Genomic DNA, 26240 nt, shown 5'->3' on the forward strand with positions numbered 1-26240 from the left:
GTTTTGCTTGTAAGGTAGGTTTTATTTATGACCTACCGCACAAATTTACGTTTATATTCGTATAATGATTTAAATAAAATGGAGTGCCAGTACATGAAACTATTAATTTTTTTAGGTTCAGTTCGAAAAAGCTCGCCACCTAAGCCGGCACGTCTCGGTGAAAGAGTTGCCAAGGCATGCCAACGCTGTTTGCTTGAGCAATACAGTGATCACGATATTGAACTGATAGATCCGCTAGACTATGAGCTGGACCCTATATTCAAACCGCACTTTGCTTATTCACAAGCCGAGGTGCCTAAAAAACTCGATGACCTAGCGGAAAAAATTAAAGCCAGTGATGGTTTTATTATGGTCAGCCCTGAGTACAATCATTCAATGAGTCCAGCATTGGCTAATCTATTAAACCATTTTGGTAGCTCTTTATTTGCTTACAAACCCAGCGTTATTGTTACGTATTCTGCGGGGCAGTGGGGTGGCGTTCGTGCCGCTGTTGGGATGCGCAGTTTTTTAAGTGAACTTGGGTGTTTGCCGGTGTCGGCTATGATCCATGTGCCAAAAGCACAGGATGTATTTATTGAAAGTGGTGAAACAAACAATGAGGCAGAGCAAGCATCATGGCGCGAATATTTTTCGCGGTCGTTTAATCAGTTACTGTGGTGGGCTGAGGCAGCAAGTAAGCAACGTGAGGAGCTTGACCCTAAGCAATTAATTAAAGACTTTAAACGCGACCCGTCGCAACGCAATGCACCTTAATAATAAGCTATGGGGTATTAGTATCCTCTCTTGGAGTATCTAAAATAGCTTGTTTCTCTTGGTCTGATAAAATGATCCAGTCAAATATTTCGTCGCTAGTTCGGCCGCAGCCGCTGCAATAGCCTTTGAGACGGTGGCATTTCCCAATGCAGTCGGTTTTTAATTGCGATGAACTTTTTTGGGGTGTTGAATTCATAAATCCTTAGCCAAGTAGGTCAACATTTGCTGACCTGTTTTATGGTTTTAATGCTATTTATTTGCTACCGATTTACCTACTTCAAATGAGGTAGACCAAGGCGTTGAGCGAGATAAAGTTTTTCCGGTATGAATTGAAATAGCTGGGTTTTTTTCATCAAGTACAAAGGTAGTGCGTAATGAATCAGCAGATTCTTTTTGTTGTTCGTGCCAGTTATTTTGCGCTAAACAAGCTCGGGTGAAATCAACAGCCTTTTGATGAATGGCCACCGCTTGCGTTTTTTCTTGGTAATTATCTTGGCAACGATAAGTCACTGTATCGGCATCCAAAGCACTGATTTGGCATGCTTCACCAACGAGATTGTATTTAGCTGTCCAGGTTTCTGCGTACTTTGTATTTACACGGGTGCGCTTTAACACTTCAAAACGTGAGTCGTAGGCGGCTAATAAACCATTGATTTTTTCACAAGGCGTGAGGTTATCAATACTTGCTTTTTGCTCTGTTGTTAAGCTGCTACAACCCGATAAAATAAGGCCTGTTAATAATACCGATAAATACTTTTTCATAGTGGACTATCCTTTTGTGATAGCTAATCCTTCGTAGTTGCTTAAAGGATACCTAAGGGCTTGAAAAAATGCCATTAAAGACGTGAAAATAAAATTATTGCATGACTTATATCAAACGTTTTAGCGCAATTTTTTAAATTTTTTTGCCCCAAAACTAAGTATTTCTTTAAGCAAACGCAGCCACTTATAGATTTTGAATAGGCACATTTTTTATTGTAACGCTACCTGAACCATCAGCAAGTAAAGTAAAATCGCCTGCTTTGTTAACATAAATACCACCAGATCCATCGGTTACTGTTACTTTGCCGACAATGTTTTGCACATCGATATTACCCGATCCATCATGAATGATTACATCACCTTGAGTGTTTGCCAGTTCAATACTGCCAGAGCCGTCATGGATGTTTACACTGTCAGTAATATTGCTCGCAGTGATTGCGCCTGAGCCATCTTCAATGGTTAATTGACCCGAAATATTATTGATTATAATTGCGCCAGAACCATCATGCATGCTAGTTTCAGCTGCATTTTCAATCGAGATCTCGCCTGATCCATCGGTAATATCAAGCAAGAATGTTGCTGGTAGCGACACCGTTAGATCTATGCGCGTATGATCTTCACTGTGGTTATCACAATTATTCGCAGTTAATTTTGCTGAGTTGCCACTTTTATCTAAAGTAAGGCAGTAGTTGTCATGCGCTTCATATTGATAAATTTCAGCCTTTACCGTCACAGTGTCGGTATTACTGCCTACGATATGTAAAAAGCCCGAACCGGCTTCAACGTTTAATGCTGATAGTGATTGAGCATCAAGGGTAAGCTTTTTTGTGTCTTGTAGTGTCATCTCGTTATTCCAAGCCAAAGCTTGAGCAGATAGCAGTACAGTGCCAATCAGAGTCAATCGTGTGAATGCGTTAATCATTATTATTCCCTTTCATTTTTGTGGTGTTTTTAGTTTAGTCGTATAGAGCGACTAAAAAGGTTTAAAGGGGATTTGATAATTTTTATTTTAATGCGAAAGTTTGATGCGCTTTGCTTAACTACGGTACATGAATTTACGCCCGAGAAAGTACGAAGTCTTAGGCAACAAAATAATCTTTCCCAACCTGTATTCGCTTGCTATTTTAATGTTAGTGATAACGAGTGAGGAAATGGAACAAGGTGAAAGTAAACCAAGAGACGCAGCGTTAAAAATGCTCTCACTGCCAGAAAATAAAGCTCTTGCAGCAATAGCGTGATTTAGACTTTAAAAGCTGACTTGGATGCAGTCTAGCCTTTCATATTCCGCAGTTGCATTTTCTGTTTTAACTATTTTATTTTAAAAGACTTTTTGCTTGGTATTCAGCGCGGCGCCTCTTAGCCTTTTTGTAAACAACTTACTTAAAGGTCTTTAAACAAAGCGCTGAGCAAACTCAGCGCTTAATAAACAAGAGCAGATAAACTTACTTATGTCTTCCTTGCAAACACGCTACTACGTCTTGTAGCTCTAGGCCTTGGCGCTGTAGCAATACGATTAAGTGATATAACAAATCAGCTGATTCGTTGGTTAGCTCTTCGTTATCATGTTTCATTGCAGCTAAAGCGACCTCAACGCCTTCTTCACCCACTTTTTGACAACTGCGGCTTAAATCTTTAGCAAACAAAGAGGCGGTGTAGCTTTTTTCAGGGTCGTCGTTTTTACGCGATACAATTACTTGCTCAAGCTGCGCTAAGAAGCTTAGGCTTGGTTTTGCAGCATCACCAAAACAACTTTGTGTGCCTAAGTGACAAGTTGGCCCAAGCGGGTTAGCCAGCACTAAAATAGAGTCATAGTCGCAATCAGTATGGACAGACACTACTTCTAAGTAATTCTCAGAGGTTTCGCCTTTGGTCCATAAACGGTTTTTTGAACGCGAGTAAAACGTCACTTTTTGCTTTTCAAAGGTGACTTCCAGCGATTCTTGATTCATAAAGCCTTGCATTAAAATAACCCCAGTACGGGCATCTTGCACGATGGCAGGGATCAATTCGCTTTTAGCAAAATCAACTTGGGTAAGGTTTTGTTTGGTTAGTTGCATAGTCGCGCCGCCACTTGGTTATCTATTAAATATTGTTTTAATTCGCCGATGTTGATCACATTTTTGTGAAATACGCTGGCTGCCAGTGCGCCATCAACGTGGCTTTGTTTAAATACATCGACAAAATCTTGCATGGTGCCAGCACCACCTGAGGCGATAAGAGGAATATCACACAAAGCACGCATTTTAGACAGCTGCTGGTTATCGTAGCCATTGCGTACGCCATCTTGGTTCATGCAGTTGAGTACGATTTCGCCTGCGCCTAAGTCTTGCACGCGTTTTACCCATTCTTGCGTTTTATAACGGGTGCGGCTTGACGCATTAGGATCGCCAGTAAGCTGATACACTAAATATTCGCCAGTTACTTCATCGTAAAAGCTATCAATGCCGACAACGACACATTGTTTACCAAACTCATCATGTAGTTCTTTGATAAGCTCAGGGCGGGCAATAGCAGGGCTGTTTATACTGATTTTATCAGCGCCGCGTTCTAATACGCGTGCTGCATCAGCCACTGATTTAATACCACCTGCAACACAAAATGGAATATCAATATGACGTGCTATGCTCTCTACCCAGTTTACATCGAGAAGGCGTTTTTCAACACTGGCGCTAATTTCATAAAATACCAGTTCGTCAGCACCAGCTTCGCTATACGCTTTAGCCATTGTTAATATGTCGCCAACCACTTCGTGGCCTTTAAATTTAACGCCTTTGACTACTTGGCCGTCTTTAACGTCTAAACACGGGATTATGCGTTTTGATAACATGCCAACGCCTCCTCTACATTAAATGCGCCATCAAGCAGTGACTTACCTAATATAACACCGCCTACGCCAAGCTCTTTGAGCTTTTTAATGTCATCAAGCGAGCTTACACCCCCAGAGGCTTGTACTTTAATATTGCTGTTGTGTTTTATTAAGTCTTCATATAATGCAAATGAAGGACCAGTCATGGTGCCGTCTTTACTGATGTCCGTGCATAGAAAATCAATTACACCCAGTGCTACATAAAAATCGACTAATTCAAATAAGCCGAATTCTGATTCACTTAACCAACCGTGGGTGGCAGGTGCCCAGCCATTGTCGGTTTTATTAACGTCGAGGGCGATAACAAAGTGCTTGGCACCGAATTTTTCAATCCAGCTTTTTACTTCATCACGTTTTTCAACCGCCATAGAGCCAATTACTACTTGGTTAGCACCGGCTTTAAGCCAGTCGCTTACGTCTTGTTCAGTACGAATACCGCCACCAACTTGATACGGTACGTTAAGTACTTTGGTGGCTGCTTGAATGTGTTGCCATTGTTTTTTATTAGGATCGCGTGCGCCTTCTAAATCAACAAGGTGTAATTTACCTGCGCCGCTTTGTGCGTACTCTTGTAAGCGCGCACCAAGCTCAAACGGGTAAAACTGTGCGGTATCGTATTTACCTTGATATAAGCGCACAATTTGATTTTGTAATACATCTAATGCTGGAATAATCACTTGAATTCTCTTTATTAATTTGTGTTGATACGCTTTATTTATAGCTGCCAGTCTAAAAAGTTCTGCAATAACTGAGTGCCGATTTTAGCGCTACGTTCAGGGTGAAATTGCATACCCGCGTAGTTATCGTTGGCAACAATCGCTGAGAAGGTTTGCCCGTATTCGCCACTAACCAATGTTGCATCATTCACGGTATGAGCAAAACTATGCACAAAATATACTTGCTTGTTTGCATCAAGGCCTTTGGTTAAAGCATGTTCACGATTAACGGTGAGGTTATTCCAACCCATGTGCGGAGACGTTAAACTACCCACATCAAGTGCTTTAACGTGCCCAGGTATTTTGCCAAGGCATTGCACATTACCTTCTTCAGTGCTTTCGCACAGTAACTGCATGCCTAAACAAATCCCCATCAGAGGGCGTTGGTATTCATTGATTGCCTGTTGCCAACCGCCTTCTACCAAGCGCTTCATAGCAACAGATGCATGGCCAACACCTGGTAAAATAGCGCGTTCAAAGTTTTTAAGTTGCTCTGGCGAGGTGATCACTTCTGGCGTTTGCCCTAAGCGCTCAAAAGCAAAGCGTACAGAGTTTATGTTGGCACAACCGGTGTTAATTATGGCAATCATAAACACCCCTTAGAGCTTGCTGTTTGTTGGCTGGCGTCAGCGGCAATGGCCATACGTAAAGCGCGAGAAAACGCTTTAAATAAACCTTCAACTTGGTGATGACAGTTACCGTCGCTAACCGACAATATTAAGCTGATCGCTGCATTGTCGCTTAAGCTTTTGAAAAAGTGCTCAACCATTTGTACGTCTAAATCACCGGCTTTTTCACGGCTAAAGTTAGCGTTTAATACAAACGAAGCACGACCTGACAAGTCAATTTGTGCCTCTGCTTTGCATTCATCCATCGGTAGCGCAAAACCATAGCGAGCAATTTGTGATTTAGTACCAATGGCTTGTTTAAGCGCTAAACCAAGGGCAATGCCGATATCTTCAACAAGGTGGTGCTCGTCAATGTGCAAGTCGCCGCTGGCTTGAATATCAAGGCCAATATTGGCATGGGTGCGAATTTGATCAAGCATGTGATCAAAAAAGCCAAGGCCGGTGCTGATCTCGCCATTTTTACTTTGATCTAAATTGAGTTTTACATCAATTTGCGTTTCTTTAGTGTTGCGAGTCACGCGGCCTTGTCGATCAGCGGTGGTAAGTTTAGTGACAATTGCATTCCAATCACCGTCATACAAAATACCTTCACAACACAAGTTTTGTGCAAGGCCAATATCTGTTTGGCGATCGCCAATCACAAATGAGCGTGCTAAATCGACTTTACCTGAGCGCATTAACTCGGTAAGCAACCCTGTTTTTGGCTTACGACAATCACAATTTTGCTCATTAAAGTGTGGGCAAATTAATACGTCGTCAAATTTAATGCCTTGGCTTGATAAAATAGCCATCATCTTATCTTGGGCAATATCAAAATCAGCCGTTGGAAAGCTGTCAGTGCCTAAGCCATCTTGGTTTGACACCATCACTAAACGATAGCCTGCGCTTTGTAATTGCAAAAGAGCAGGGATCACATTTGGTAAAAACGCTAACTTTTCAAGACTGTCTACTTGCTTGTCGGTGATTGGCTCTTCAATAATAGTGCCATCACGGTCGATAAATAAATACGGGTTGCTCATGATACTTCCTGCTCTTTAAAAGTGGCTGATTGGCTTAGGCCATCTAACCATATTTTTACTTGTTCTAGTTCTTGCTCACTGCCGATTGAAATACGTAGCCAATCGTTTTCGCCGTATAAAGTAAAAGCACGCATAACTAAGCCTTGCTCAAGTGCGATATTAAAGCTGTTTTTATCGGCGAGCTTTAGAGTGACAAAGTTTCCTTCGCCACTGAGCACTTGTAATACGGCAGGGGAGGCTTCGAGCCACAGCTTTAGCTTTGCCCTTAGTGCATTTAAAATACTTACTTGGCGACGCATTGAAGTAATGGCATCTGGGCTGAGTGCATTTGCAGCAATGCTTGCCACTACCGTTGATACCGGATACGGTGCAATCACTTTACGGATTGGCGCTAGTACTGACGATTGGGCAAGAGTAAAGCCTGTACGCAGGCCTGCTAACGCAAATGCTTTAGAGAGCGTTCTAAGTACTACTATGTTGGCAAATTCGTTGATGAGTTTGCTTGCACTTTGCTCTGGGCAAAATTCAATATAAGCTTCATCCACAACGACCAGTGTTTTATCGGCAAGTGCTGTTGCAATAGCCTTTATTTTTTCAAGCGGTGTTAAGCTGCCTGTTGGGTTATTTGGATTACAAATAAACACTAATTTGCTATTACCAACAGCGTTGATTATTTCATCAACAGTACCATCGAGTAATAATGCTTGGCTTAAGCCATTTATTGCTACGTTGTGGGTGTCGGCGGTGACTTTGTACATGCCGTACGTAGGTAAAAATAAAGCAACCGAATCTTGCTCTGGTTGGCAATAGGTGCGTACCAGTAGCTCAATACCTTCATCCGCACCACGGGTCATAAGTACTTGTTCAGCAGTGAGTCCTGCGTAATCAGCATAGCGGTTAATAACATTGATAGGCTGCGGATCAGGGTAGCGATTTAAATCATTAATGCTGATATCGATACTTTTAACATACGGGCTTTCATTTGCATTAAGCCACGTTGTGCCGGTTAGTTTCTCACTTTTTGCCGAGCTATATGCTGCTAATGCATCAATATTGGCCGGTAATAAAGGATTATTGCTCATTGTTCATCGCCTCTAAACGCACCTTAACGGCATTTGCGTGGGCATCAAGTCCTTCTGCATCAGCCAATGGTAAAATTGCTTTTGATAAGTTTTTTAAACCATTTTGAGTAATGGTTTGTACGGTATAAGTGCGAAAAAAATCAAGTAAGTTTAAGCTTGAATAAGTGGCACTGTAGCCATAGGTTGGTAATACGTGATTAGTACCAGAGGCATAATCACCAGCAGATTCTGGCGTGTAGTCACCCACAAATACAGATCCTGCATTTTTAACTTTGTTTAAATACGGGTTGGCATCAGCCAGTTGCAGTATTAAGTGTTCAGGGCCGTATTGTGCTGATACAGCAAATGCTTGCTCGATTGAATCAACCAAAATAAGCGATGAATTAGCCAATGCTTTTGCGGCAATATCTTGACGCGATAGTTTAGCTAATTGGCGTTCAATGGCTTGCTCGGTGCGGGCAATCATACGTTCACTGTTACACAGTAAAATTACTTGCGAATCAGCGCCGTGCTCAGCTTGAGATAATAAATCAGCGGCAATAAATTCAGGGTTTGCGCGCTCATCGGCAATCACTAACACCTCAGATGGGCCCGCAGGCATATCGATCGCCATGCCTGGTATGGTCTGAGCTACTAGTTGTTTAGCCATAGTCACAAAGCTGTTACCCGGGCCAAAAATTTTATTCACCTTGGGCACTGAGTCTGTACCATAAGCCATTGCGGCGATTGCACCTGCGCCGCCACTTTCTACGATTGTTTTGATACCGCATAGTTTAGCCGCATATAAAATTGCTGGGTTTATCGGTAAATCACCTTGCACCGGTGTTGCTAACACTACGGTTGTCGCACCACTTAGCTGCGCCAGTACACCTTGCATGATCACTGATGAAGGCAATGGCGCACTGCCACCTGGCACATATATTCCAACGGCTTCAATGGCTTGGTATTTTAGTTCACATAACACACCGGGCTGAGTCGACAATTTAATATCTTTGGGTAGCTGTGCTTGGTGAAAACGTTTTACATTAGCGTAGGCTGTGTCTATCGCGTATTTAAGCTCAGCGCTTAACTGCTGCTCAGCGGCATTGATCTCACTTTGCGGCACTAATAAGCGCGGATTTTCGCGGTTATCATATTGCTTAGCCATGTCGAGTAAGGCTGTGTCGCCTTGCTCTTTTACGTTTGCCATAATTGCTTGGCAAATAGCTTCTACTTCCACACTTGCACTAACAGCAGGGCGCATTAGCGCCGCTGCTTGTGCATCTTTGGAAACCTCATTCCAGCGCAACATTGACTTACTCCATCATTTTTTCAATTGGCATAACGAGGATAGAGTTGGCGCCTAGCGCTTTTAATTGCTCCATTGTTTCCCAAAATAATGTTTCACTGCTCACCATGTGCAGGGCTACGTACTCATCAGAGCCAGCAAGCGCTAATACCGTTGGTTGGCCAGAGCCTGGTAAAATATCGCAAATTTCATCCAGTTTATCTTTTGGCGCGTGCAGCATGATGTATTTGCTTTCTTTGGCTTGTCTCACGCCGCGTAAGCGTGGCATAAGTTTGTTGATAAGCGCTAGTTTGTCAGCATCTTGTAAGTCTTTATTTTGGATAAGGCAGGCGTTTGATTCTAAAATAGTATCGCCTTGCATAAGGCCGTTGGCTTCAAGTGTGGCACCGGTAGATACTAAATCACAAATTGCATCGGCAAGTCCTGCACGTGGTGCGACTTCTACAGAGCCAGTCAGCATTACTGTGCTGGCGTTTATGCCTTCACGCTTTAAGTATTGAGTTAAGATTTCAGGGTAGGTGGTAGCAATGCGTTTGCCTTCAAACCAGCTTTTATCTTGCTTGCCAAGTTCTGACGGCCATGCAAGTGCAAGGCGACAGTAGCCAAAATCAAGTTTAGACAGTTTAGTAACTTCACTTGGTACGCCTTGGCGCTGGCGCTCAGCTTGTACTTCAACGAGTACGTTTTCGCCTACTATGCCTAAATCACACACGCCGTCCATTACCAGACCGGGTATATCGTCATCGCGCACCCGTAGTACGTCAATCGGCATATTGGTCGAGTGGGCAATCAAACGTTGCTCACGCAAGTTAAGTTTAACACCTAGCTGTTTTAGTAAGTCTTGGCAATCTTTAGAAAGGCGGCCACCTTTTTGGATGGCGATACGTAGACGGTTGCTATTACTCATTATTCATTTTTCCTTTAATTTAAAAACTAAAAACCCCGAGGGAACCTCAGGGCGAAAAATGAATCATTGTATGTTGACTCGCCAGAGGTTCCTTTTAGGAATAACCTCTCAGCGAAAGACCTGACAGGTTATTCCGGTGAATGGTGGTGATGATGTACTGTTGTCAGGTTTAAGCGCATTATAATATATCCTAAATAACTTTCGTTTTATCATTGCTTCATGTAAACAAAAGTGTTTAATCTGTTTAAGTAAATTTCACATATAGAAAAACACATTTGTGGGGAAGCTGGCAAGTTTTTTTTGCATAAATTAAAGAATAAGCTATAACGGCCGATGATAAGAGTAACCAAAGGAGGAACGTATGGATATTATGATCCCTTATTTAGGGCAGATCACTCGTTTGCAACTTGAGTCGAAAGGCGCTTTTCATATTGCGGGGCTAAAAGATTCGAACGCGCAGCGAATTGAACGTGAAAAGCGGAAAAAACGTCAGTTGGAGCGCAAAGAACTACTGTCTAAAGAAAAGCTTGAAACAGCTAAGAAAGAGCGCAATACAGACGAGGAAGACGAAACCCATTTAGACACATGGGCGTAATATTTCTAGGATCTTATGCATAGAAAATGCATAACTAATTCTAGCACCGTAAGCATTAGCTTGCGGCGCCAGAAGTAAGTTTAAATGTTAGTTTTGTTGTTTGGCACTAATGCTACTGTGAATTAACGGCGAAATAGTGAGCCCTTGCACAATAATCGAAAATATCACCACAACGTAGGTAACAATAACAAGCAGGTTGTGTAAATCAGAGCCGCCCACAAATACCTGATCACGAGGAATTGCCGCAGCCATTGCTAAAGCAAGGCCACCGCGCAGGCCGCCCCAGGTTAAAATTTTAACTGAGTGTTTGTCGTATTTTCTAAATTTCTTAAATACCACAAATGGTGCGCCAACACTGATAAAGCGAGCAAGTAATACTGCAGGCACCATTAGTAGTCCTAAACCAATTTCAGCTAGGCTGATGGGCATAGTGACAATTAGCATCCCGATAATCAAAAATAACAATGCATTCAAAAAGCTGTCGGTGGCGTGCCAAAAGTCTTTTACGTAGCGAGTGTCTTCAGGCCCGGTGCGCTCTGTCGCTTTAGTACGGGTTATATTACCTAACAATATACCGCTAGTTACCATCGCCAGTGCGCCAGATATTTCCCATATATTGGCAGCGGCGAATCCTGCTGTCGGTATAGTTAAGGTTAGTAACAAGCGAATATTTACATCACGACTGTTGATGATCAGATAATGACCCACTAACGCAATCACTAAACCAAATGCAATCCCTCCCAGTGCGTCGACAAAGAATAGCTCTGCAATGCCTGCTGCACTGGCTTCAGTGTCGAGAAAAGCCACGGCAAAAATAGTGGTAAAAATAACTAAACCAATACCGTCATTAAATAATGATTCACCTTCAACTTGCACAGAAATGCCTTCAGGGGCACGCATTTGTTTAATAATTGCAAGCACTGCAATTGGATCGGTTGGACTTATTAATGCACCAAACAATAAACAATAGATAAAAGGCACCGCAAAGCCTAACGCGGCAAATAAGTAAAAGCTTAAAAAGCCAATGATAAAGGTGGAGGCTAAGGTCGAAAATAACACCAGTACGGTAATTTCAAAACGTTGTTTTTTGAGTGCCGCAAGGTTAATTTCCAGTGCGCCTGCAAACAGTAAAAAGCCGAGCATGCCTTTGAGTAATAATTGATTAAAATCGATACTTGAGACTATTTGTGTAATCTCCAGTGCGGTTGAATCGCCCAATAATTTTACCGCGAGTATTAATAACAATGAAATCACTACTGAGCCAGTTGTTATGGCAATAGTGGTTTGCATTTTGAGGATATACTGGTTAGCAAATGCGATAAAAATCGCTAATGCAGATAAAAAACAAATGAGGTACCAAGCATTCATTGTTTGACCTTAAATAATATATTGGAATGAGCAAAAAGGAATGTACTTTCGCGCAGGTATGTTACTCCTGAGACTTTCAAATGTCACCGCGATAATACTGTTAATTACACTTTTAATAGGCGTTTATGCTACTGACGCAATGACAGCGAAATTAATTGATGGTTTTGTTTGAAGTTTTATGGGTATGAACAGCTTCTAAACGTCAACAGCTTCTTTTTCTAGTCGTCAACATTTGCAGTTTGCTATCTATATCGGTAGTCCTATTGCCAATTAATTATAGAGCCGAGTAGCAATGACATTTAATGTATTACCAATAATAAAAACAAATGATATGTAACCACATGTTAATTTAATGTAATTATTTATTTACAGTTTTCCGGGGTTTTGTTAGTGATTAATTAACAATGTTGGTTTAAGTTGTTGTTTTAAAATGTTTCTGTTTTGGTTTTTTGTTATTTAATGTTAATTTTTTGTTTCATTTTCAATTTCACTGAAAGCAGTATAGGCTGAACTTGAATCGGGAACGGGTAGTGCCGGTTTAATACAAAAATATTAAATAAATAACAACTTAAATGGAGCGTAAACGTGAATTTATCTAAAATCACATTAGCAACACTTGCTGCTCTTGCGGTAACGCAAGCATCAAGTGCAGTAGCTGCAAATAAACAATATCTAAATGAACAAGCAGCCCTAACTACAGCTTTGCAAAATAGTGCGTCATCGGTACTTATGGCAAGCCCAATGCAGTTAGTTGGTTTAGATGCTGGCAATGAGTTAGTCGTATTAAAAGAAGTAAAAAGTAACAATGGTGATACGACACGCCGTTATCAACAACAGTATCAAGGATTACCAGTCATTGGTGATACTGTGAGTTTAACGTTTGATAATAATGGCCAATTAAAACGCGCTCATGGTGCTGCTGTATATGATATTAGTAGCGATATAAGCTCAGTGATGCCAAAACTCAGTAAAAAAATGGCTATTACACAGGGGTTAAAAAACTCCCCCGCAGCGGCTAAATCAGTAAGCCTTAAAAAACACAATGAACAATCGCGTTTAGCGATTTGGCTTGATGCGCAACATGTCGCACATTTAGTGTATGAAGTATCGTATGTTACTTATGGTGCTAATCCTTCTCGACCTTATCAGATCATTGATGCGAATTCTGGTGAGGTTTTGCATAGCTTTGATAACCTTCAACATGCCAATGCGACAGGCCCTGGTGGAAATTTAAAAACAGGAAAGTACATTTACGGGACTGATTTTAGTAGTTTAGATGTGTCGCAGTCAGGCAACACTTGCACCATGAATAACGCAAATGTTAAAACCATTAATTTAAATGGTGGCACCAGTGGCTCTTCAGCGTATTCCTTTACTTGCCCCGAAAACACCTTTAAGGAAATAAATGGCGGTTATTCGCCATTAAATGACGCGCACTACTTTGGTAATGTCATTTTTAATATGTATAACGACTGGATTGGTTCTCCTCCGCTGTCTTTTCAATTGCAAATGCGTGTTCATTACGGCAGTAATTATGAAAATGCTTTTTGGGACGGATCAGCAATGACTTTTGGTGATGGTCAAAATACCTTTTATCCATTAGTTAGTTTAGATGTTTCTGCTCATGAAGTTAGCCATGGTTTTACTGAACAAAATTCAGGGCTGGTATACAGTGGGAAATCGGGCGGCTTGAATGAAGCGTTTTCTGATATGGCTGGTGAAGCTGCCGAGTTTTATATGCTAGGCACTAATGATTGGTTAGTTGGTCAAGAAATTTTCAAAGGCAATGGTGCATTGCGTTACATGAATAACCCGACCCAAGATGGTAGTTCAATTGATAACCAATCGAGTTATTATTCTGGGATGGATGTACATTACAGCTCAGGTGTATTTAATAAAGCATTCTATAACTTAGCAACTAAAGCTGGTTGGGATACTAGAAAAGCTTTTGAGGTTATGGCGCGTGCAAACCAATTATATTGGACCGCTAGTACTAATTGGGACTTGGCTGGTAATGGTGTAATGGATGCGGCATGTGATTTAGATTACAGCCCAGATGATGTACAAAGCGCACTTGCGGCAGTGGGTGTAACGTCAAATTTAAGCCCTGGTAGTAGTTGTGGAGGAGTAGAGCCACCAATTGACGAGCCACTTAGCAATGGCGTGCCACGCACTGGGATCAGTGGTACAGAAAAACAGCAACTGTTCTTTACCTTAGAAGTACCAGCTAATGCCACTAATTTGCAGTTTAATACGGTAGGTGGCAGTGGTGATGCGGACTTGTATGTAAAATTTGCGCAAAGACCAACACTAAATAGTTTTGACTGTAACAGCACGACTTCAACCAGCACTGAACGCTGTGCTATCAGCAATGTTCAAGCAGGTACTTACTATGTAATGGTTGAAGCCTGGAACCAAATATCGGGCGTTTCACTCACGGGGAGTTTTGATGGCGGTGATACGGGTACTACACCAATAAACCGTACTGAAACTAATGTAAGTGTTAGCTCAGGTGGTTGGACTCGTTTTAGTCAAGAACTAAGCGCAGGTTATTCAACATTGAATGTTGCTATAGCGGGTGGTTCTGGTGATGCAGACTTGTATGTTAATTTTGGCTCGCCATCATCAACATCGTCTTATCAATGTCGACCATATAAAAATGGTAACAACGAAAGTTGCGAAATTACTGCTCCACAAGCGGGCACTTGGTATATTGATTTACAAGGCTACAGTGCGGCAAGTGGCGTAACGTTAACAATAACGGCTAACTAATCCCTCACCTAAGGGAGCATTCGCTCCCTTTTTTACCCTTATATTTTCAGAGTCTGAATTTGGGTAAACACAGAAAAAAAGGAAACTGTTATGAATATCTTTGCACCAAGCGTCCTGCTTGGCACTGTGTCATTATTGGTAAGTCAGCTGGTAATAGCACAAGAGCCTGACAGTATTTGGGTAAGTATTGACCCTGTAGCAGCTAAACATTACAAATTAAACCAAACAGCTCATAAACACAGTACCGAGCTCCTCGCTCCACAAGCATCCAGCTTATCTTCTATTAATTTTATGCGTATTAAACAGACTGAAGTGGCTAATTTAAGTGAATTTATGCACGACAATTACCATCGCTGCGGTGGCTTTGTAGCACATGAATCATTGCTTGAGGCGCAGCTTTATACTGAGCAATTAGCTAAAGTACAGAATCAGTCAATCAACAGCTTGGCTATTAACTACACAATAGATAATGCGCAAACGGTACAGACACTGATCAATAACATTAGTCCTAATGATCTAACCAATACCGTTAATTCGTTGAGTGCTTTTAATAATCGCTATTACTCAGTACAAAGTGGAGTTGATGCATCTCAATGGTTAAAAGATTATTGGCAACAGTTAGCGAGCAACCGCGCTGATATTAGTGTTGATTACTTTAGCCATAGTTGGTCGCAATCATCTGTAATTGTGACTATTCAAGGCAGCGAAAAAGCGGATGAAATAGTAATTGTTGGCGGTCATTTAGATTCAATTAATCAATCAAATCCTAGTAATGGCAGAGCGCCCGGGGCGGATGATAATGCCTCCGGTATTGCGGTCTTGTCGGAAGTGCTTCGGGCAATCGTAGATAATAACTATCAACCACAAAGAACAATCCAAATTATGGGTTTTGCAGCTGAAGAAGTAGGGCTGCGAGGTTCAAAAGCGATTGCAACGGCGTATAAATCACAGGGCAAAAATGTGGTAGGTATGGTGCAATTTGATATGACCGGTAATCATGGCAGTAGCGATGATATTGTGATGATGACAGATTATACTAACAGCGGCCAAAATCAGTTTTTGGGACAATTGATCGATACTTATTTACCCACCCTAAGTTATGGTTTTGATCAGTGTGGTTATGGCTGTTCAGATCATGCTTCGTGGTATCAGCAGGGCTTTGCCGCCTCAATGCCATTTGAGTCGCGCATGGCTGATATTAACCCGCTAATCCATACAGCAAACGACAGTAATTTTGATGCTGATCATGCGAGTAAATTTGCCAAGCTTGCGGTGAGCTACTTAGCTGAAATGGCTAAAAATGCCGGCTATGAAGTACCACCCACTGACAATGAACTGGAAAATGGTGTCACAGTGTCTGGAATTAATGCGCTTGCTAAAGAGCAAGTTTTTTATACCTTAGCAGTCCCTGCAGGAAGTAGTAATTTAAACTTTACTACAGCAGGTGGCAGTGGCGATGCTGATCTATACGTTAAGTTTGGCGCACCGCCTACTTTACAAGACTTTGACTGTAACAGCACTAATTCAAACAGTAATGAAGCATGCGCTATTAGTAATATACAATCAGGTACATATCATGTCATGGTTGAAGCATGGAGCGCTATTACCGGTGTTTCCTTAACGGGTAGTTATGATGGTGACAATAATGTACCGACACCGATTAATCGTACCGAGACGAATGTCAGTGTGGCAACAGGAGGTTGGACTCGCTTTAGTCAAAATATCAGTGCGGGTTACGCGTCGTTAAATATTTCTATTTTAGGTGGTAGCGGGGATGCTGATCTGTATGTGAATTTTGGTTCGCCGTCATCAACGTCAACATATCAATGTCGACCTTATAAAAATGGTAATAATGAAAGCTGTACTATTAGCAATCCCCAAGCTGGTGCTTGGTATATTGATTTACAAGGTTACACTGCGGCAAGTGGTATTACTTTAACGATCAACGCACAATAAGAACAATAGCAAAGGGGCATTGCTCCTTTGCTATTTGCTTTGCGTATTCACTTGCCCTTGGGGCTATGCTTACGTAAAATCCCGCTATTATTTTTAGCAAAGCGATCGTTATTATCAAACAGCTTTTTAGTGCAGCAGGCCCGTTAGCGCAATCTCTAGATGGTTATACGCCTCGCCAACCGCAGATCGATATGGCGGTTGCGGTGAGTGATGCATTAAAAAACCGCTCGCAATTAGTGGTTGAAGCGGGCACTGGTACAGGTAAAACCTACGCTTATTTAGCCCCTGCGCTAAAGTCTAAAGGTAAAACAATAATTTCAACCGGCACGAAAGCGCTGCAAGAACAATTATATCACCGTGATTTACCACAATTAGTCAAAGCGCTTAGTGCGAGTAAAAAAACCGCGCTGCTAAAAGGGCGCAGTAACTATCTATGTACTTATCGGCTTAATCAGCATGTTGCCCATGTACCGACCGATGATTCTGATGTGATGCATCAATTGGCCATGGTGGCTAAATTTGCCAGTGAAACGCACACCGGTGATCTGGCTGATTGTATTGGTATCGAAGAAGATGCCAAAGTATTACCTTATGTAAGCTCCACTGCGGATAACTGCTTAGGTAAAGAGTGTCCTGATTTTCAAGATTGCTATATTCGCAAAGCCCGCTTAAAAGCGATGGATGCCGATATAGTAGTGGTTAACCATCATTTGTTTTTTGCAGACATGGCGGTAAAAGATACCGGCTTTGCTGAACTCATTCCCACAGCTGATGCCTATATATTTGATGAAGCACACCAATTAAGTGAAATTGCCAGTGATTACTTTGGTGAGAGTATCAGCACTAAAAAGCTGGTGGACTTAATTAATGATTTACGAGCAATTTATCGCTCTGACATTCCGGATATGCTGCAACTTGGTAAAACCTTAAATAAGCTTGAAACCAGTGTTGCAGACTTGCGCTTACAATTTGGCTTAGATGGTAGCCGAGGTGATTGGCGACAAATGCTGGCAAGTAAAGAAATTTGCGCCGCGTTACATAGGGTGATCAGCGATTTAGACTTTTTGTATCAAGTACTCAAACATTGTTTAGACCGTAGCGATAAAATAGAACACCCATTTGAGCGTACCTTAGCTTTTAAAGGGCAATTAGAACGGGTGTTTGATATAAGCCAAACAGGTAACAGTTATTGGTATGAAACAACACGCCGCTATTTAACCGTACATATAACTCCGCTTAACGTATCAGTTAAATTTGCGCAAATGATGGCAGACACGGGGGCTGGCTTTGTATTCACCTCAGCGACTCTATCTGTCGATAATGCACTTGATCATTTTAACGCAAGCCTAGGCCTTAAGCCTGCCAAAAGTATGATGGTTGATAGTCCGTTTGATTATTATCAGCAAGCCTTATTATGTTTACCGCGTTATTTGCCTGAAACACATGCAGCGAATATGCCTCATGCGATTGTTAAGCTTACCCTCGATTTAATTAAAGCAGCAAAAGGGCGCTGCTTTGTATTGTTTACCAGCTATCGGATGATGCATTTAGTCGCCGAAGGGCTAAGTACGCAGATTGATTATCCTATTTATATGCAAGGGCAAATGTCTAAACGTATTATTTTAGAAAAATTTACCCGCCATGGTAATGCCGTATTATTAGGTACTGCGTCGTTTTGGGAAGGAGTTGATGTCAGAGGTAGCACACTCAGTTGTGTTATTATTGATAAGTTACCCTTTGCAGCACCCGATGATCCACTGCTCCAAGCTAAAATGCAAGATGCGCAATTACAAGGACATGATCCTTTTGCTTATATTCAATTGCCACAAGCGGTGATTGCACTAAAACAAGGCGTTGGACGACTGATCCGCGATAGTAAGGATAAAGGGGTGTTGGTGATTTGCGATAACCGTTTAGTGACACGCCAATACGGCCAAGTCTTTTTAAAAAGCTTGCCGCCGATGCGCCGCACACGTAGCCTTCAAGTGGCCAGTGAATTTTTAGAACACATTAACTAGAGAAATAATTACCATGAATAACGCAATCAGTACTAGTGATATTAATCTATTAGCATTTGACGCTTCTACCGAAGCATTGTCTTTAGTGCTCAATTATAATGGTCAGTTATTTCACCATTTTGAAGTATGCCCGCAACAGCATAGTCAAAAAATCTTACCGTTGGTTGATCAGTTGTTAGCTAAGGCAAATTGCCGTTTAACTGATTTAGATGTTATTGGTTTTGGCCAAGGCCCAGGTAGTTTCACTGGCGTGCGTATAAGTGTCGCCATTGCGCAAGGCTTAGCTTATGCATGTAAACTGCCACTAGTTGGCGTGTCAACGCTGCAAATGATGGCGCAGCAAGCTTATCAACAAACCGGTGAAAAAAGTGTATTTAGTGCTATTGATGCGCGTATGGGAGAAATATATTTTGCCCATTATAGACTCAGTGATAATGGTGTGATGACCTTACAAGGTGACGAACAAGTATTAAAACCCGCATTATTATCTCTTGCAGACGAACCAGGGATTGCAGTGGGCACTGGCTGGCAAACATACCCTGAGGCACTGGCAGATAACCCACAAATAGCTATCAATAACGACATCATATTACCTGATGCCGGTTTTATGTTGGCTACAATTAGCGATGATTTCAGTGCGCAACGTACGGTCAGTGCTGCGCAAGCTCAACCTAAATATGTACGTGATACAGTAACCTGGAAAAAATTACCTGGACGCGAATAAACTGATTAATAAAGCAACTTGCAAGGTTATTAAATTTGGCACATAATTTAATAACCTAAGTAACGAGACGCAACTTTGAATCTACCTATTGGCTCAGGGTTTTACTCGGGAGACATACCCGGTAAAATTACCTCAAGACAGATCAACACTAATAAACCTCAGGGTTTATTGGAGCAATCTGCTGCTGATAATAAACAGTCTGCGGAGTTTGTTAAATCAAGCCAAGCAGGTATTGCGCTGGCTGATAAGTTACAAAGTGATACTGCCCAACCTAGTTACCGACAAACGATTTATGACCAACCGACAGCCAAAGTAAGTCGTGCTATTTCAACCTACACCGAGTTTGCTAATTTAGAACGCCGAGCTGAAGTACAAAACTTAATTGGTGTGGACATCTACGCTTAACAATTAGACAGTAATTTAACTCTGTGTTGATGTGCCTGTATTTGGCAAAAGTTTACCTCCAGCTGTGATTAAAAAAGCCCAGATACATTATGACTGGGCTTTTTATAATTAACCTTTAATGTTGCAGTTAGCCTCTACCCTCAGGAAAAGCAACATGCCAATTAAACGTTACTGCTGTTCAATAAAGCCGATCAGTTTATCGGCAATATCAGTATTGTTTTGTGAGCCGATAAATTTATCAGCACCTTTACCATAGGCAAATACTTGTACATCAATAGCAGTGTGACCGCCGGTAGTCCAACCGGTGAAACTGGCTCTACTGATAATATCTTTAATGGCAAGATTAAGTGGTTTATCACCTAATTTTTTTGCTTGTTCAAGCTTGATCTGGTTTTCGGGAGTGTATTCTATATTCGTGTTAGCAGTCCAAATGGCTTTTAAATCATCAGACTCTGACATTAATTTAGTTAATTTAACGGCTGTGGCTTTCACGCCTTTTACTACCTCGGTTTCCCATTTATATTGACCATGCGCACCTAATGTTAAACCACCTGTTGAGTGATCTGCGGTGATCACCAATAAGGTATCCGGGTTTTTATCAACGTATGCTTTTGCTTGCTCGATTGATTTAGCAAAATCATCCATTTCCGCCATTGCACAGGCAATATCATTGGCATGGCCACACCAATCAATTTGGCTGCCTTCGATCATCACGAAAAAGCCATTTTTCTTATTTTCATCAAGTAACTCAAGCGCTTTATTGGTCATTTGTGCTAAGCGTGTAGGGTTATTATCTAACGCAAAGTCAAGCCCAACTGGAGCAAATAATCCCAGCGCAGGAATTTGCTTAATATCTTTTAACGCACTAAAGTCATCACTGTATTGATAGCCCGCTTGCTTAAATTCTGCAACTAAATTACGGTCTTCGCGGATGTAATATTTAGTACCGCCACCGAGCATTAAATCAACGGGAAGTTTTCCGGCAATTTTATTATCAATGTAATCATTGGCAATTTCATCGTAGTTACGACGAGATTCATTATGTGCAGCGAAGCTTGCAGGCGTGGCATGATTGATTTGTGATGTTGCAACTAATGCGGTGATCATGCCTTTTTGTTTGGCAATTTCGAGCATTGTTTTTACCGGTTTTTTATCGGTATCAACTGCAATTGCACCATTATAGCTTTTATGGCCGGAGCTCAAAGCTGTTGCGCCAGCAGCACTGTCAGTTACATAGGTATGGTCGTCAGGGTAAGTATGTGCCATACCTTTAAGAATTGTATCAAACACCGTACCTTCAATTTCTTTGGTCGACGGATCATCTTTAAAGTAGCGATATGCTGTAGTATAAGCGGGGCCCATGCCATCACCAATCATATAAATTATGTTTTTTGGTGCTTGCTCTGCGTATGCACTTGCTGAGCATAATAATGCCAAGAGGCTTATTTGTTTCTTCATCTTTGTACCCTGTTTATTATGTAGTGCCATTGTATACGCAATGTAGTATAAATAAATGTCTTTTACGTTAAACAAACTAAAAACAAAGGGGAATTACGCAGTGCATCCATTTTCAGTTCAAAGTGGCGCATTAACACTTCATGGCCTAACATTTGGGCAAGGAAAAGAGGTTGTCATTGCATTACATGGTTGGCTTGATAATTGTCATAGTTTTTTACCCATGTTAGAACATAACACCTTAACTTCAACTTGGTATTGTGTGGACTTTCCAGGACATGGTTTATCAGATTGGCGTGGAAGCGATGCACACTATTATTTCACTGATTACATTGATGATATTTATAATTTGATCGAAAAACTGGGAGTTAATAAAGTACATTTAGTTGGTCATTCTATGGGCGCAATGGCCGCAGGGCTTTTTGCTAGCTGCTTTCCTGATAAAGTAAATACAGTTACTATGATTGAAGGACTGGGAGTTGTCACAACACCCAGTGAAAAAGTGGTTGAGCAGCTTAGAAATGCAATTTTGAATCGACGTCGTGTAAATAAAAAAGCACCCCGACAGTACGAGTCAAAACAAATAATACACCAAGCACGGGCGACACAAAGTGACTTACCTTTGGATTTAATAGCACTTTTGATGGACAGAAATATACGAGAAACTGAACATGGATGGCTGCTAAGAACTGATCCAAAGCTTAAAAATCATTCAGGTTTTAGATTTGATGAGCAACAATGCATAGCGGTAATAAGCGAAATAAATGTGCCGTGCCAATTAATTCTAGGCAGTAAAGGATATCAATTTATTAGTGATAATTTAAATAAATATGCTAATTATTACAAAAGCTTAACAGTAAATGAAGTTGAAGGTGGCCACCACTGCCATATGCAAAGCCCTGAGCAATGTTTACAGCAGGTTCATGCATTTATGCTGCAAACTGGTGCATGTTAATTGTATATTTGCACAAAATGTGGGAATATTTGCGAATTAGAGTGATTGCTCAATTGTGAAATTGCCTTACTTAGTTTAAGGTTTAATAAAAATAAATTATAAATAGAACAGGAGCTAAGAGTGGAAAAAATTTGGCTGAAGCGCTACCCAGAGGGTATGCCTGAAACAATCGATCCTGAGCACTACAACTCGTTGTTAGAAGTGTTTGAAAAAAGCTTCACTGACTACAAAGACTTGCCTGCTTTTACCAATATGGGTAAAACATTGAGCTATGATGAAATAGACCAAGCAACAAAACGTGTTGCCGTGTATATTCAAAAAGAGCTGGGATTGAAAAAAGGCGATAAAGTGGCTGTAATGATGCCAAATTTATTACAAACACCTGTTTCAATACTCGGTATTTTACGTGCCGGTTGTGTCGTAGTTAACGTTAATCCGCTTTACACTGTACGTGAGCTTGAACATCAATTAAATGATTCAGAAACATCAGCGATTTTTATACTGGCTAACTTTGCAGACACGCTTGAAAAAGCATTGCCGCACACTAAAGTAAAACACATCGTAGTTACCCAAGTGGGTGATATGGTGGGTGGCTTTAAAAAGCACTTGGTTAACTTTGTTGTTAAGCATATTAAAAAAATGGTGCCAAGCTATTCATTGCCTAACCCCATTAAGTTTGAAGCCTTACTTGCAGCGAACGAAAAAGATTACATTAAACCTGAAGTGTGTTTATCTGATATTGCTTTTTTACAATATACCGGTGGCACAACGGGTGTCTCTAAAGGTGCGATGCTGACCCATGGCAATATGGTAGGTAACTTAGAGCAGGTTTCTGGTTGCTTAGATCAAGTGTTAGAACGTGGCAAAGAAGTTGTTGTCACTGCTTTACCGCTTTATCATATCTTTGCACTAACAGCGAACTGCTTAACGTTTATGAAGTATGGCGGATTAAATTTATTGATCACTAATCCGCGTGATATGAAAGGCTTTGTGAAAGAATTAGGCCAACATAAATTCACCGCGATCACGGGTGTAAATACATTATTTAATGGTTTGTTGAACACACCGAGTTTTGCCGAGCTTGATTTTTCAAGTTTGAAAATGTCCCTTGGTGGTGGTATGGCTGTACAGCGACCTGTTGCTGAAAAATGGCAAAAGATCACCAGTAGCAAATTAATGGAAGGGTATGGTTTAACTGAGTGTTCGCCATTAGTTACTGTCAGTCCTTATGATCTAGATTCATACAATGGTTCGATTGGTTTACCTGCACCTAATACTGAGATCAAGTTGATGTTAGATAATGGTGAAGAAGCAGCCAAAGGTGAGCCGGGCGAATTATGGGTTAAAGGCCCACAAGTGATGGTTGGTTATTATAATCGTCCTGATGCAACGGCTGAGTGTTTGCAAGATGGTTGGTTTGCCACAGGGGATATAGCCACTTATGACGATGAAGGATTCTTTTATATTGTTGACCGTAAAAAAGATATGATCATCGTATCTGGCTTTAATGTGTTCCCAAATGAGATCGAAGAAGTGATTGCAATGCATGAAGGTGTTTTAGAAGCAGCAGCAATTGGTATCCCTCATGATGTTAGCGGCGAACAAGTTAAAGTTTTTATTGTTAAAAAAGACCCATCTTTGACTGAAAAAGATATAATAAAACACTGTCGTGATAATTTAACTAATTACAAGGTCCCTAAACTGGTTGAGTTTAGGGATGAATTGCCAAAAACAAACGTTGGCAAAATACTCAGACGAGCCTTGAAAGATTAGCAAGCTAAAAAAGCCGACATATGTCGGCTTTTTTATTGTAGGAGATTAAGTGCAATATCAATTGATCCAAACCCAAAATCAATTAAATGAGTTTGTAGAGCAGATCCGTAACAAACCCATCTTAGCAATTGATACAGAATTTATGCGTCGTCGTACTTTGTATCCTGAAGTTGCCCTTATTCAAGTTTATGACGGCGAACATTTAGCATTAATCGATCCGCTAGCCGAGCTATCATTGTTTGATTTTTGGCAGATTCTACGTGATCCTGCGGTGTTAAAAGTCTTGCATTCACCGTCGGAAGATATTGAAGTATTTCAAAAATACGCCGGCTTCGTACCAGCTCCCTTATTTGATAGCCAATTTGCCTTGCAATTATTAGGCAATGGCAACTGCATGGGCTTTGCTCATATGGTAAAAAATTTACTCGATATTGAAATCGACAAAAGCGAATCACGGACCAATTGGTTACAGCGTCCGCTAACAATTAAACAACTCGATTACGCTGCAGCTGATGTATTTCATTTATTACCGTGCTTTAAAATTATTATTGAACAAATCAACGACGCTGGTTTCTTTGATATTGTGATCAATGAAAGTGAGTTGATTGCACAAAAACGGGCTTATCAAACACCGGATGAACATCTGTATCGAGACATTAAAAATGCTTGGCAATTAAAACCTGCGGATCTTGCTGTATTAAGAGAGCTTGCGGCTTGGCGTCGTAACAAAGCGATACGCAAAAATTTAGCGCTTAACTTTGTATTAAAAGAGCATTGCTTGGTTGAATTGGCAAAACGCAAACCAACGAGTTTAACTGCAATGCGTAATGTCCCAGAAGTCGATAGCATCGAAGTTAACCGCTCGGGCGTTGAAATCTTAAAGTGTATTGAAAAAGCTAAAGTGATCCCTGTTGCAGATTTTCCTGAGCCACTAAGACGACTTATTGACTTTCCAAGTTATAAAAAAGTAGCCAAAGAAATTAAACAAAAAATCACTGCAGTTGCTAAAAAACAGGGCATTCCAGAAGATGTATTTGCATCTAAAAAGCAAATCAACCAGTTGATCAGTTGGAATTGGAAGTTAACCAGCGCTGAGCGTGAACAGACTCCAAAGCCCGATTTACTTAACTCATGGCGTTATGAATACTTAAAAGACACACTGAAAGAGTGGGATGTATAATTATTAAGAGTTCATAGGGACTAAGATAGTTAATGTACTATTGTTAGTCCCTACTGTTTGTGTCAGAGGAGGGAGAAAGTTACTTTATTCGCCCATTTTAGCGAGGATCTTATCTAAATTAACTTTAGATTTAGCCACGCTTTGCATTGGTGTTAACCCATTCGGGTATTCTTCCTGCTCTACGACTAGCCACTGAGTGGCGCCATCAACAATCAATGTTTCTATTATTTTTTGCCATGGATAATCATTTTCACCTAATATAGGACTTAAGCCATCGTTAGGATGGGTGCGAACTTTTAAGTGGGTTGCCAGGGTTCGTCCTGGGTATTTTTTAATGAAATATTCAGGATCTTTTCCTGCATAATGTACCCAACCTATATCAAGCTGCAGTGGCAGGGTATTTGGCGTATTACTGGCAATAGCGTCCCAGTATGTCGCGTTTTGGAATTGACTAAACTCCTTATTATGGTTGTGAAAACCGATGTGCATAGCATAGCGCTGAGCGATTTCATTAACCTGAACGAGTTGTTCGGTCAGAGAGGTAATTCCTTGTGGGTGCCAAGCTCTTTCATCCCAAGGTACAAATAAAATCGAGACACCAAGGGTTTTATAAAACAATAATGTGTCTGTTAAGGTGTCATCCGTTAAGGAGTCAAAGCCGATATGTGCGCTACTAGCGACTAAATTTAGCTTCGCGAGTTTGTCCTTCAGTGCACTTGGATTGTTCTTATAAGGCCCAAAGTCACCTGCAAATTCCACACCTTGAAAGCCCATATCAGCAATAGATGAAAGGGTGCCATCAAAATCCGCTTTTAAGGCATCTTTAACAGACCAAAGCTGAACACTAACGGGGAGTAGTTGTTTGCTTGTTTTTGCATAGATAGACAGCGAGTTTAAAACACAAAAAATAAACAGAATTGAAATAACATAATTAAATAATGATTTGATTTTGAACATAAAAAACACCTAGGAGGAAAAGCAGGGAATTGCTCCCTGCTTAGGGCTGGGCTAGCTAAA

24 protein-coding genes are annotated in these 26240 nt (G+C 41.0%); 10 read left to right on the forward strand and 14 right to left on the reverse strand.

Annotation, left to right across the window (positions count from 1 at the left end; translation table 11 throughout):
- The first annotated feature begins 93 nt into the window (after nucleotides 1-93).
- The gene (locus H5187_RS09635) at nucleotides 94-753 is read left to right on the forward strand and encodes an NADPH-dependent FMN reductase (RefSeq protein WP_182767963.1); all 660 of its coding nucleotides are present in this window, start codon (nucleotides 94-96) and stop codon (nucleotides 751-753) included.
- A 7-nt stretch (nucleotides 754-760) separates the two neighbouring features.
- Here the strand turns inward: H5187_RS09635 and H5187_RS09640 are convergent, their stop codons facing one another.
- The 11 genes from H5187_RS09640 to hisG all read right to left on the reverse strand — a co-directional run bounded on the left by H5187_RS09640 (nucleotide 761) and on the right by hisG (nucleotide 10022).
- Complete coding sequence (locus H5187_RS09640) at nucleotides 761-949, reverse strand: DUF1289 domain-containing protein (RefSeq protein ID WP_182785006.1); 189 nt, start codon at nucleotides 947-949, stop codon at nucleotides 761-763.
- A gap of 53 nt (nucleotides 950-1002) precedes the next feature.
- Nucleotides 1003-1515 (reverse strand): hypothetical protein, encoded by a 513-nt coding sequence (locus tag H5187_RS09645; RefSeq protein ID WP_182740260.1) that lies wholly within the window; start codon nucleotides 1513-1515, stop codon nucleotides 1003-1005.
- Between the two features lie 184 nt (nucleotides 1516-1699).
- A complete protein-coding gene (locus H5187_RS09650) occupies nucleotides 1700-2437 on the reverse strand; it encodes a hypothetical protein (protein ID WP_182797805.1) in 738 nt (245 codons plus the stop codon).
- A gap of 520 nt (nucleotides 2438-2957) precedes the next feature.
- Complete coding sequence (hisIE, locus tag H5187_RS09655) at nucleotides 2958-3572, reverse strand: bifunctional phosphoribosyl-AMP cyclohydrolase/phosphoribosyl-ATP diphosphatase HisIE (RefSeq protein WP_145235744.1); 615 nt, start codon at nucleotides 3570-3572, stop codon at nucleotides 2958-2960.
- Nucleotides 3563-4342 (reverse strand): imidazole glycerol phosphate synthase subunit HisF, encoded by a 780-nt coding sequence (gene hisF, locus H5187_RS09660; RefSeq protein ID WP_182740262.1) that lies wholly within the window; start codon nucleotides 4340-4342, stop codon nucleotides 3563-3565. The genes hisIE and hisF overlap by 10 nt, the downstream gene beginning before the upstream one ends.
- Nucleotides 4324-5058: a 1-(5-phosphoribosyl)-5-[(5-phosphoribosylamino)methylideneamino] imidazole-4-carboxamide isomerase gene (locus H5187_RS09665; RefSeq protein WP_149980202.1), complete on the reverse strand. Its 735-nt coding sequence runs from the start codon at nucleotides 5056-5058 to the stop codon at nucleotides 4324-4326. Before H5187_RS09665 ends, hisF begins: the two co-directional genes overlap by 19 nt.
- Nucleotides 5059-5096: 38 nt before the next feature.
- Nucleotides 5097-5687 (reverse strand): imidazole glycerol phosphate synthase subunit HisH, encoded by a 591-nt coding sequence (gene hisH / locus H5187_RS09670; RefSeq protein WP_182761065.1) that lies wholly within the window; start codon nucleotides 5685-5687, stop codon nucleotides 5097-5099.
- Nucleotides 5684-6745, reverse strand: a complete 1062-nt coding sequence (gene hisB / locus H5187_RS09675; protein WP_182761064.1) for a bifunctional histidinol-phosphatase/imidazoleglycerol-phosphate dehydratase HisB — start codon at nucleotides 6743-6745, stop codon at nucleotides 5684-5686. Before hisB ends, hisH begins: the two co-directional genes overlap by 4 nt.
- Entirely contained in the window at nucleotides 6742-7827 is a 1086-nt protein-coding gene (gene hisC, locus H5187_RS09680; protein WP_182797806.1) for a histidinol-phosphate transaminase, read from the reverse strand. The genes hisB and hisC overlap by 4 nt, the downstream gene beginning before the upstream one ends.
- On the reverse strand, nucleotides 7817-9118 hold the full coding sequence (gene hisD, locus H5187_RS09685; protein WP_149980206.1) for a histidinol dehydrogenase: 1302 nt from the start codon (nucleotides 9116-9118) through the stop codon (nucleotides 7817-7819). The genes hisC and hisD overlap by 11 nt, the downstream gene beginning before the upstream one ends.
- 4 nt (nucleotides 9119-9122) lie before the next feature.
- Nucleotides 9123-10022: an ATP phosphoribosyltransferase gene (gene hisG / locus H5187_RS09690; protein ID WP_145235723.1), complete on the reverse strand. Its 900-nt coding sequence runs from the start codon at nucleotides 10020-10022 to the stop codon at nucleotides 9123-9125.
- A 361-nt stretch (nucleotides 10023-10383) separates the two neighbouring features.
- On the opposite strand from hisG, the gene H5187_RS09695 reads away from it, so the two are divergent.
- A complete protein-coding gene (locus tag H5187_RS09695; RefSeq protein WP_182797807.1) occupies nucleotides 10384-10617 on the forward strand; it encodes a hypothetical protein in 234 nt (77 codons plus the stop codon).
- Between the two features lie 87 nt (nucleotides 10618-10704).
- Here the strand turns inward: H5187_RS09695 and H5187_RS09700 are convergent, their stop codons facing one another.
- Nucleotides 10705-11985, reverse strand: a complete 1281-nt coding sequence (locus tag H5187_RS09700) for a sodium:proton antiporter (protein ID WP_182718776.1) — start codon at nucleotides 11983-11985, stop codon at nucleotides 10705-10707.
- Nucleotides 11986-12570: 585 nt separating this feature from the next.
- Here H5187_RS09700 and H5187_RS09705 point away from each other — a divergent pair.
- The 5 genes from H5187_RS09705 to H5187_RS09725 all read left to right on the forward strand — a co-directional run bounded on the left by H5187_RS09705 (nucleotide 12571) and on the right by H5187_RS09725 (nucleotide 19860).
- Entirely contained in the window at nucleotides 12571-14757 is a 2187-nt protein-coding gene (locus tag H5187_RS09705) for a pre-peptidase C-terminal domain-containing protein (RefSeq protein ID WP_182797808.1), read from the forward strand.
- A 90-nt stretch (nucleotides 14758-14847) separates the two neighbouring features.
- Nucleotides 14848-16713, forward strand: a complete 1866-nt coding sequence (locus H5187_RS09710; protein ID WP_182767958.1) for a M28 family metallopeptidase — start codon at nucleotides 14848-14850, stop codon at nucleotides 16711-16713.
- A gap of 191 nt (nucleotides 16714-16904) precedes the next feature.
- Nucleotides 16905-18731, forward strand: coding sequence for an ATP-dependent DNA helicase (locus H5187_RS09715; protein ID WP_220491309.1), 1827 nt, complete (start codon nucleotides 16905-16907; stop codon nucleotides 18729-18731).
- A gap of 13 nt (nucleotides 18732-18744) precedes the next feature.
- Nucleotides 18745-19455, forward strand: coding sequence for a tRNA (adenosine(37)-N6)-threonylcarbamoyltransferase complex dimerization subunit type 1 TsaB (gene tsaB, locus H5187_RS09720; protein ID WP_182718779.1), 711 nt, complete (start codon nucleotides 18745-18747; stop codon nucleotides 19453-19455).
- A gap of 75 nt (nucleotides 19456-19530) precedes the next feature.
- Nucleotides 19531-19860 carry a hypothetical protein gene (locus H5187_RS09725; protein WP_149980212.1) on the forward strand — a complete coding sequence of 110 codons (330 nt, stop codon included), beginning with the start codon at nucleotides 19531-19533 and terminating at the stop codon, nucleotides 19858-19860.
- Nucleotides 19861-20028: 168 nt separating this feature from the next.
- Here H5187_RS09725 and H5187_RS09730 read toward each other — a convergent pair whose 3' ends face one another.
- A complete protein-coding gene (locus H5187_RS09730; protein ID WP_149980213.1) occupies nucleotides 20029-21318 on the reverse strand; it encodes an alkaline phosphatase in 1290 nt (429 codons plus the stop codon).
- Nucleotides 21319-21418: 100 nt separating this feature from the next.
- Here H5187_RS09730 and H5187_RS09735 point away from each other — a divergent pair, with 100 nt between their 5' ends.
- The 3 genes from H5187_RS09735 to rnd all read left to right on the forward strand — a co-directional run bounded on the left by H5187_RS09735 (nucleotide 21419) and on the right by rnd (nucleotide 25223).
- Entirely contained in the window at nucleotides 21419-22270 is an 852-nt protein-coding gene (locus H5187_RS09735; RefSeq protein ID WP_182797811.1) for an alpha/beta fold hydrolase, read from the forward strand.
- Between the two features lie 120 nt (nucleotides 22271-22390).
- Complete coding sequence (gene fadD, locus H5187_RS09740) at nucleotides 22391-24043, forward strand: long-chain-fatty-acid--CoA ligase FadD (RefSeq protein ID WP_182785004.1); 1653 nt, start codon at nucleotides 22391-22393, stop codon at nucleotides 24041-24043.
- A gap of 49 nt (nucleotides 24044-24092) precedes the next feature.
- Nucleotides 24093-25223 (forward strand): ribonuclease D, encoded by a 1131-nt coding sequence (gene rnd / locus H5187_RS09745; RefSeq protein ID WP_145235687.1) that lies wholly within the window; start codon nucleotides 24093-24095, stop codon nucleotides 25221-25223.
- 84 nt (nucleotides 25224-25307) lie between these two features.
- On the opposite strand, the gene H5187_RS09750 is transcribed toward rnd, so the two are convergent.
- Nucleotides 25308-26180, reverse strand: a complete 873-nt coding sequence (locus H5187_RS09750; protein ID WP_182785003.1) for a sugar phosphate isomerase/epimerase — start codon at nucleotides 26178-26180, stop codon at nucleotides 25308-25310.
- Nucleotides 26181-26240 lie beyond the last annotated feature (60 nt).

The organism is Pseudoalteromonas sp. SG44-1 (genome assembly GCF_014164315.1).
GTDB classification, from domain to species: Bacteria; Pseudomonadota; Gammaproteobacteria; order Enterobacterales; family Alteromonadaceae; genus Pseudoalteromonas; species Pseudoalteromonas rhizosphaerae.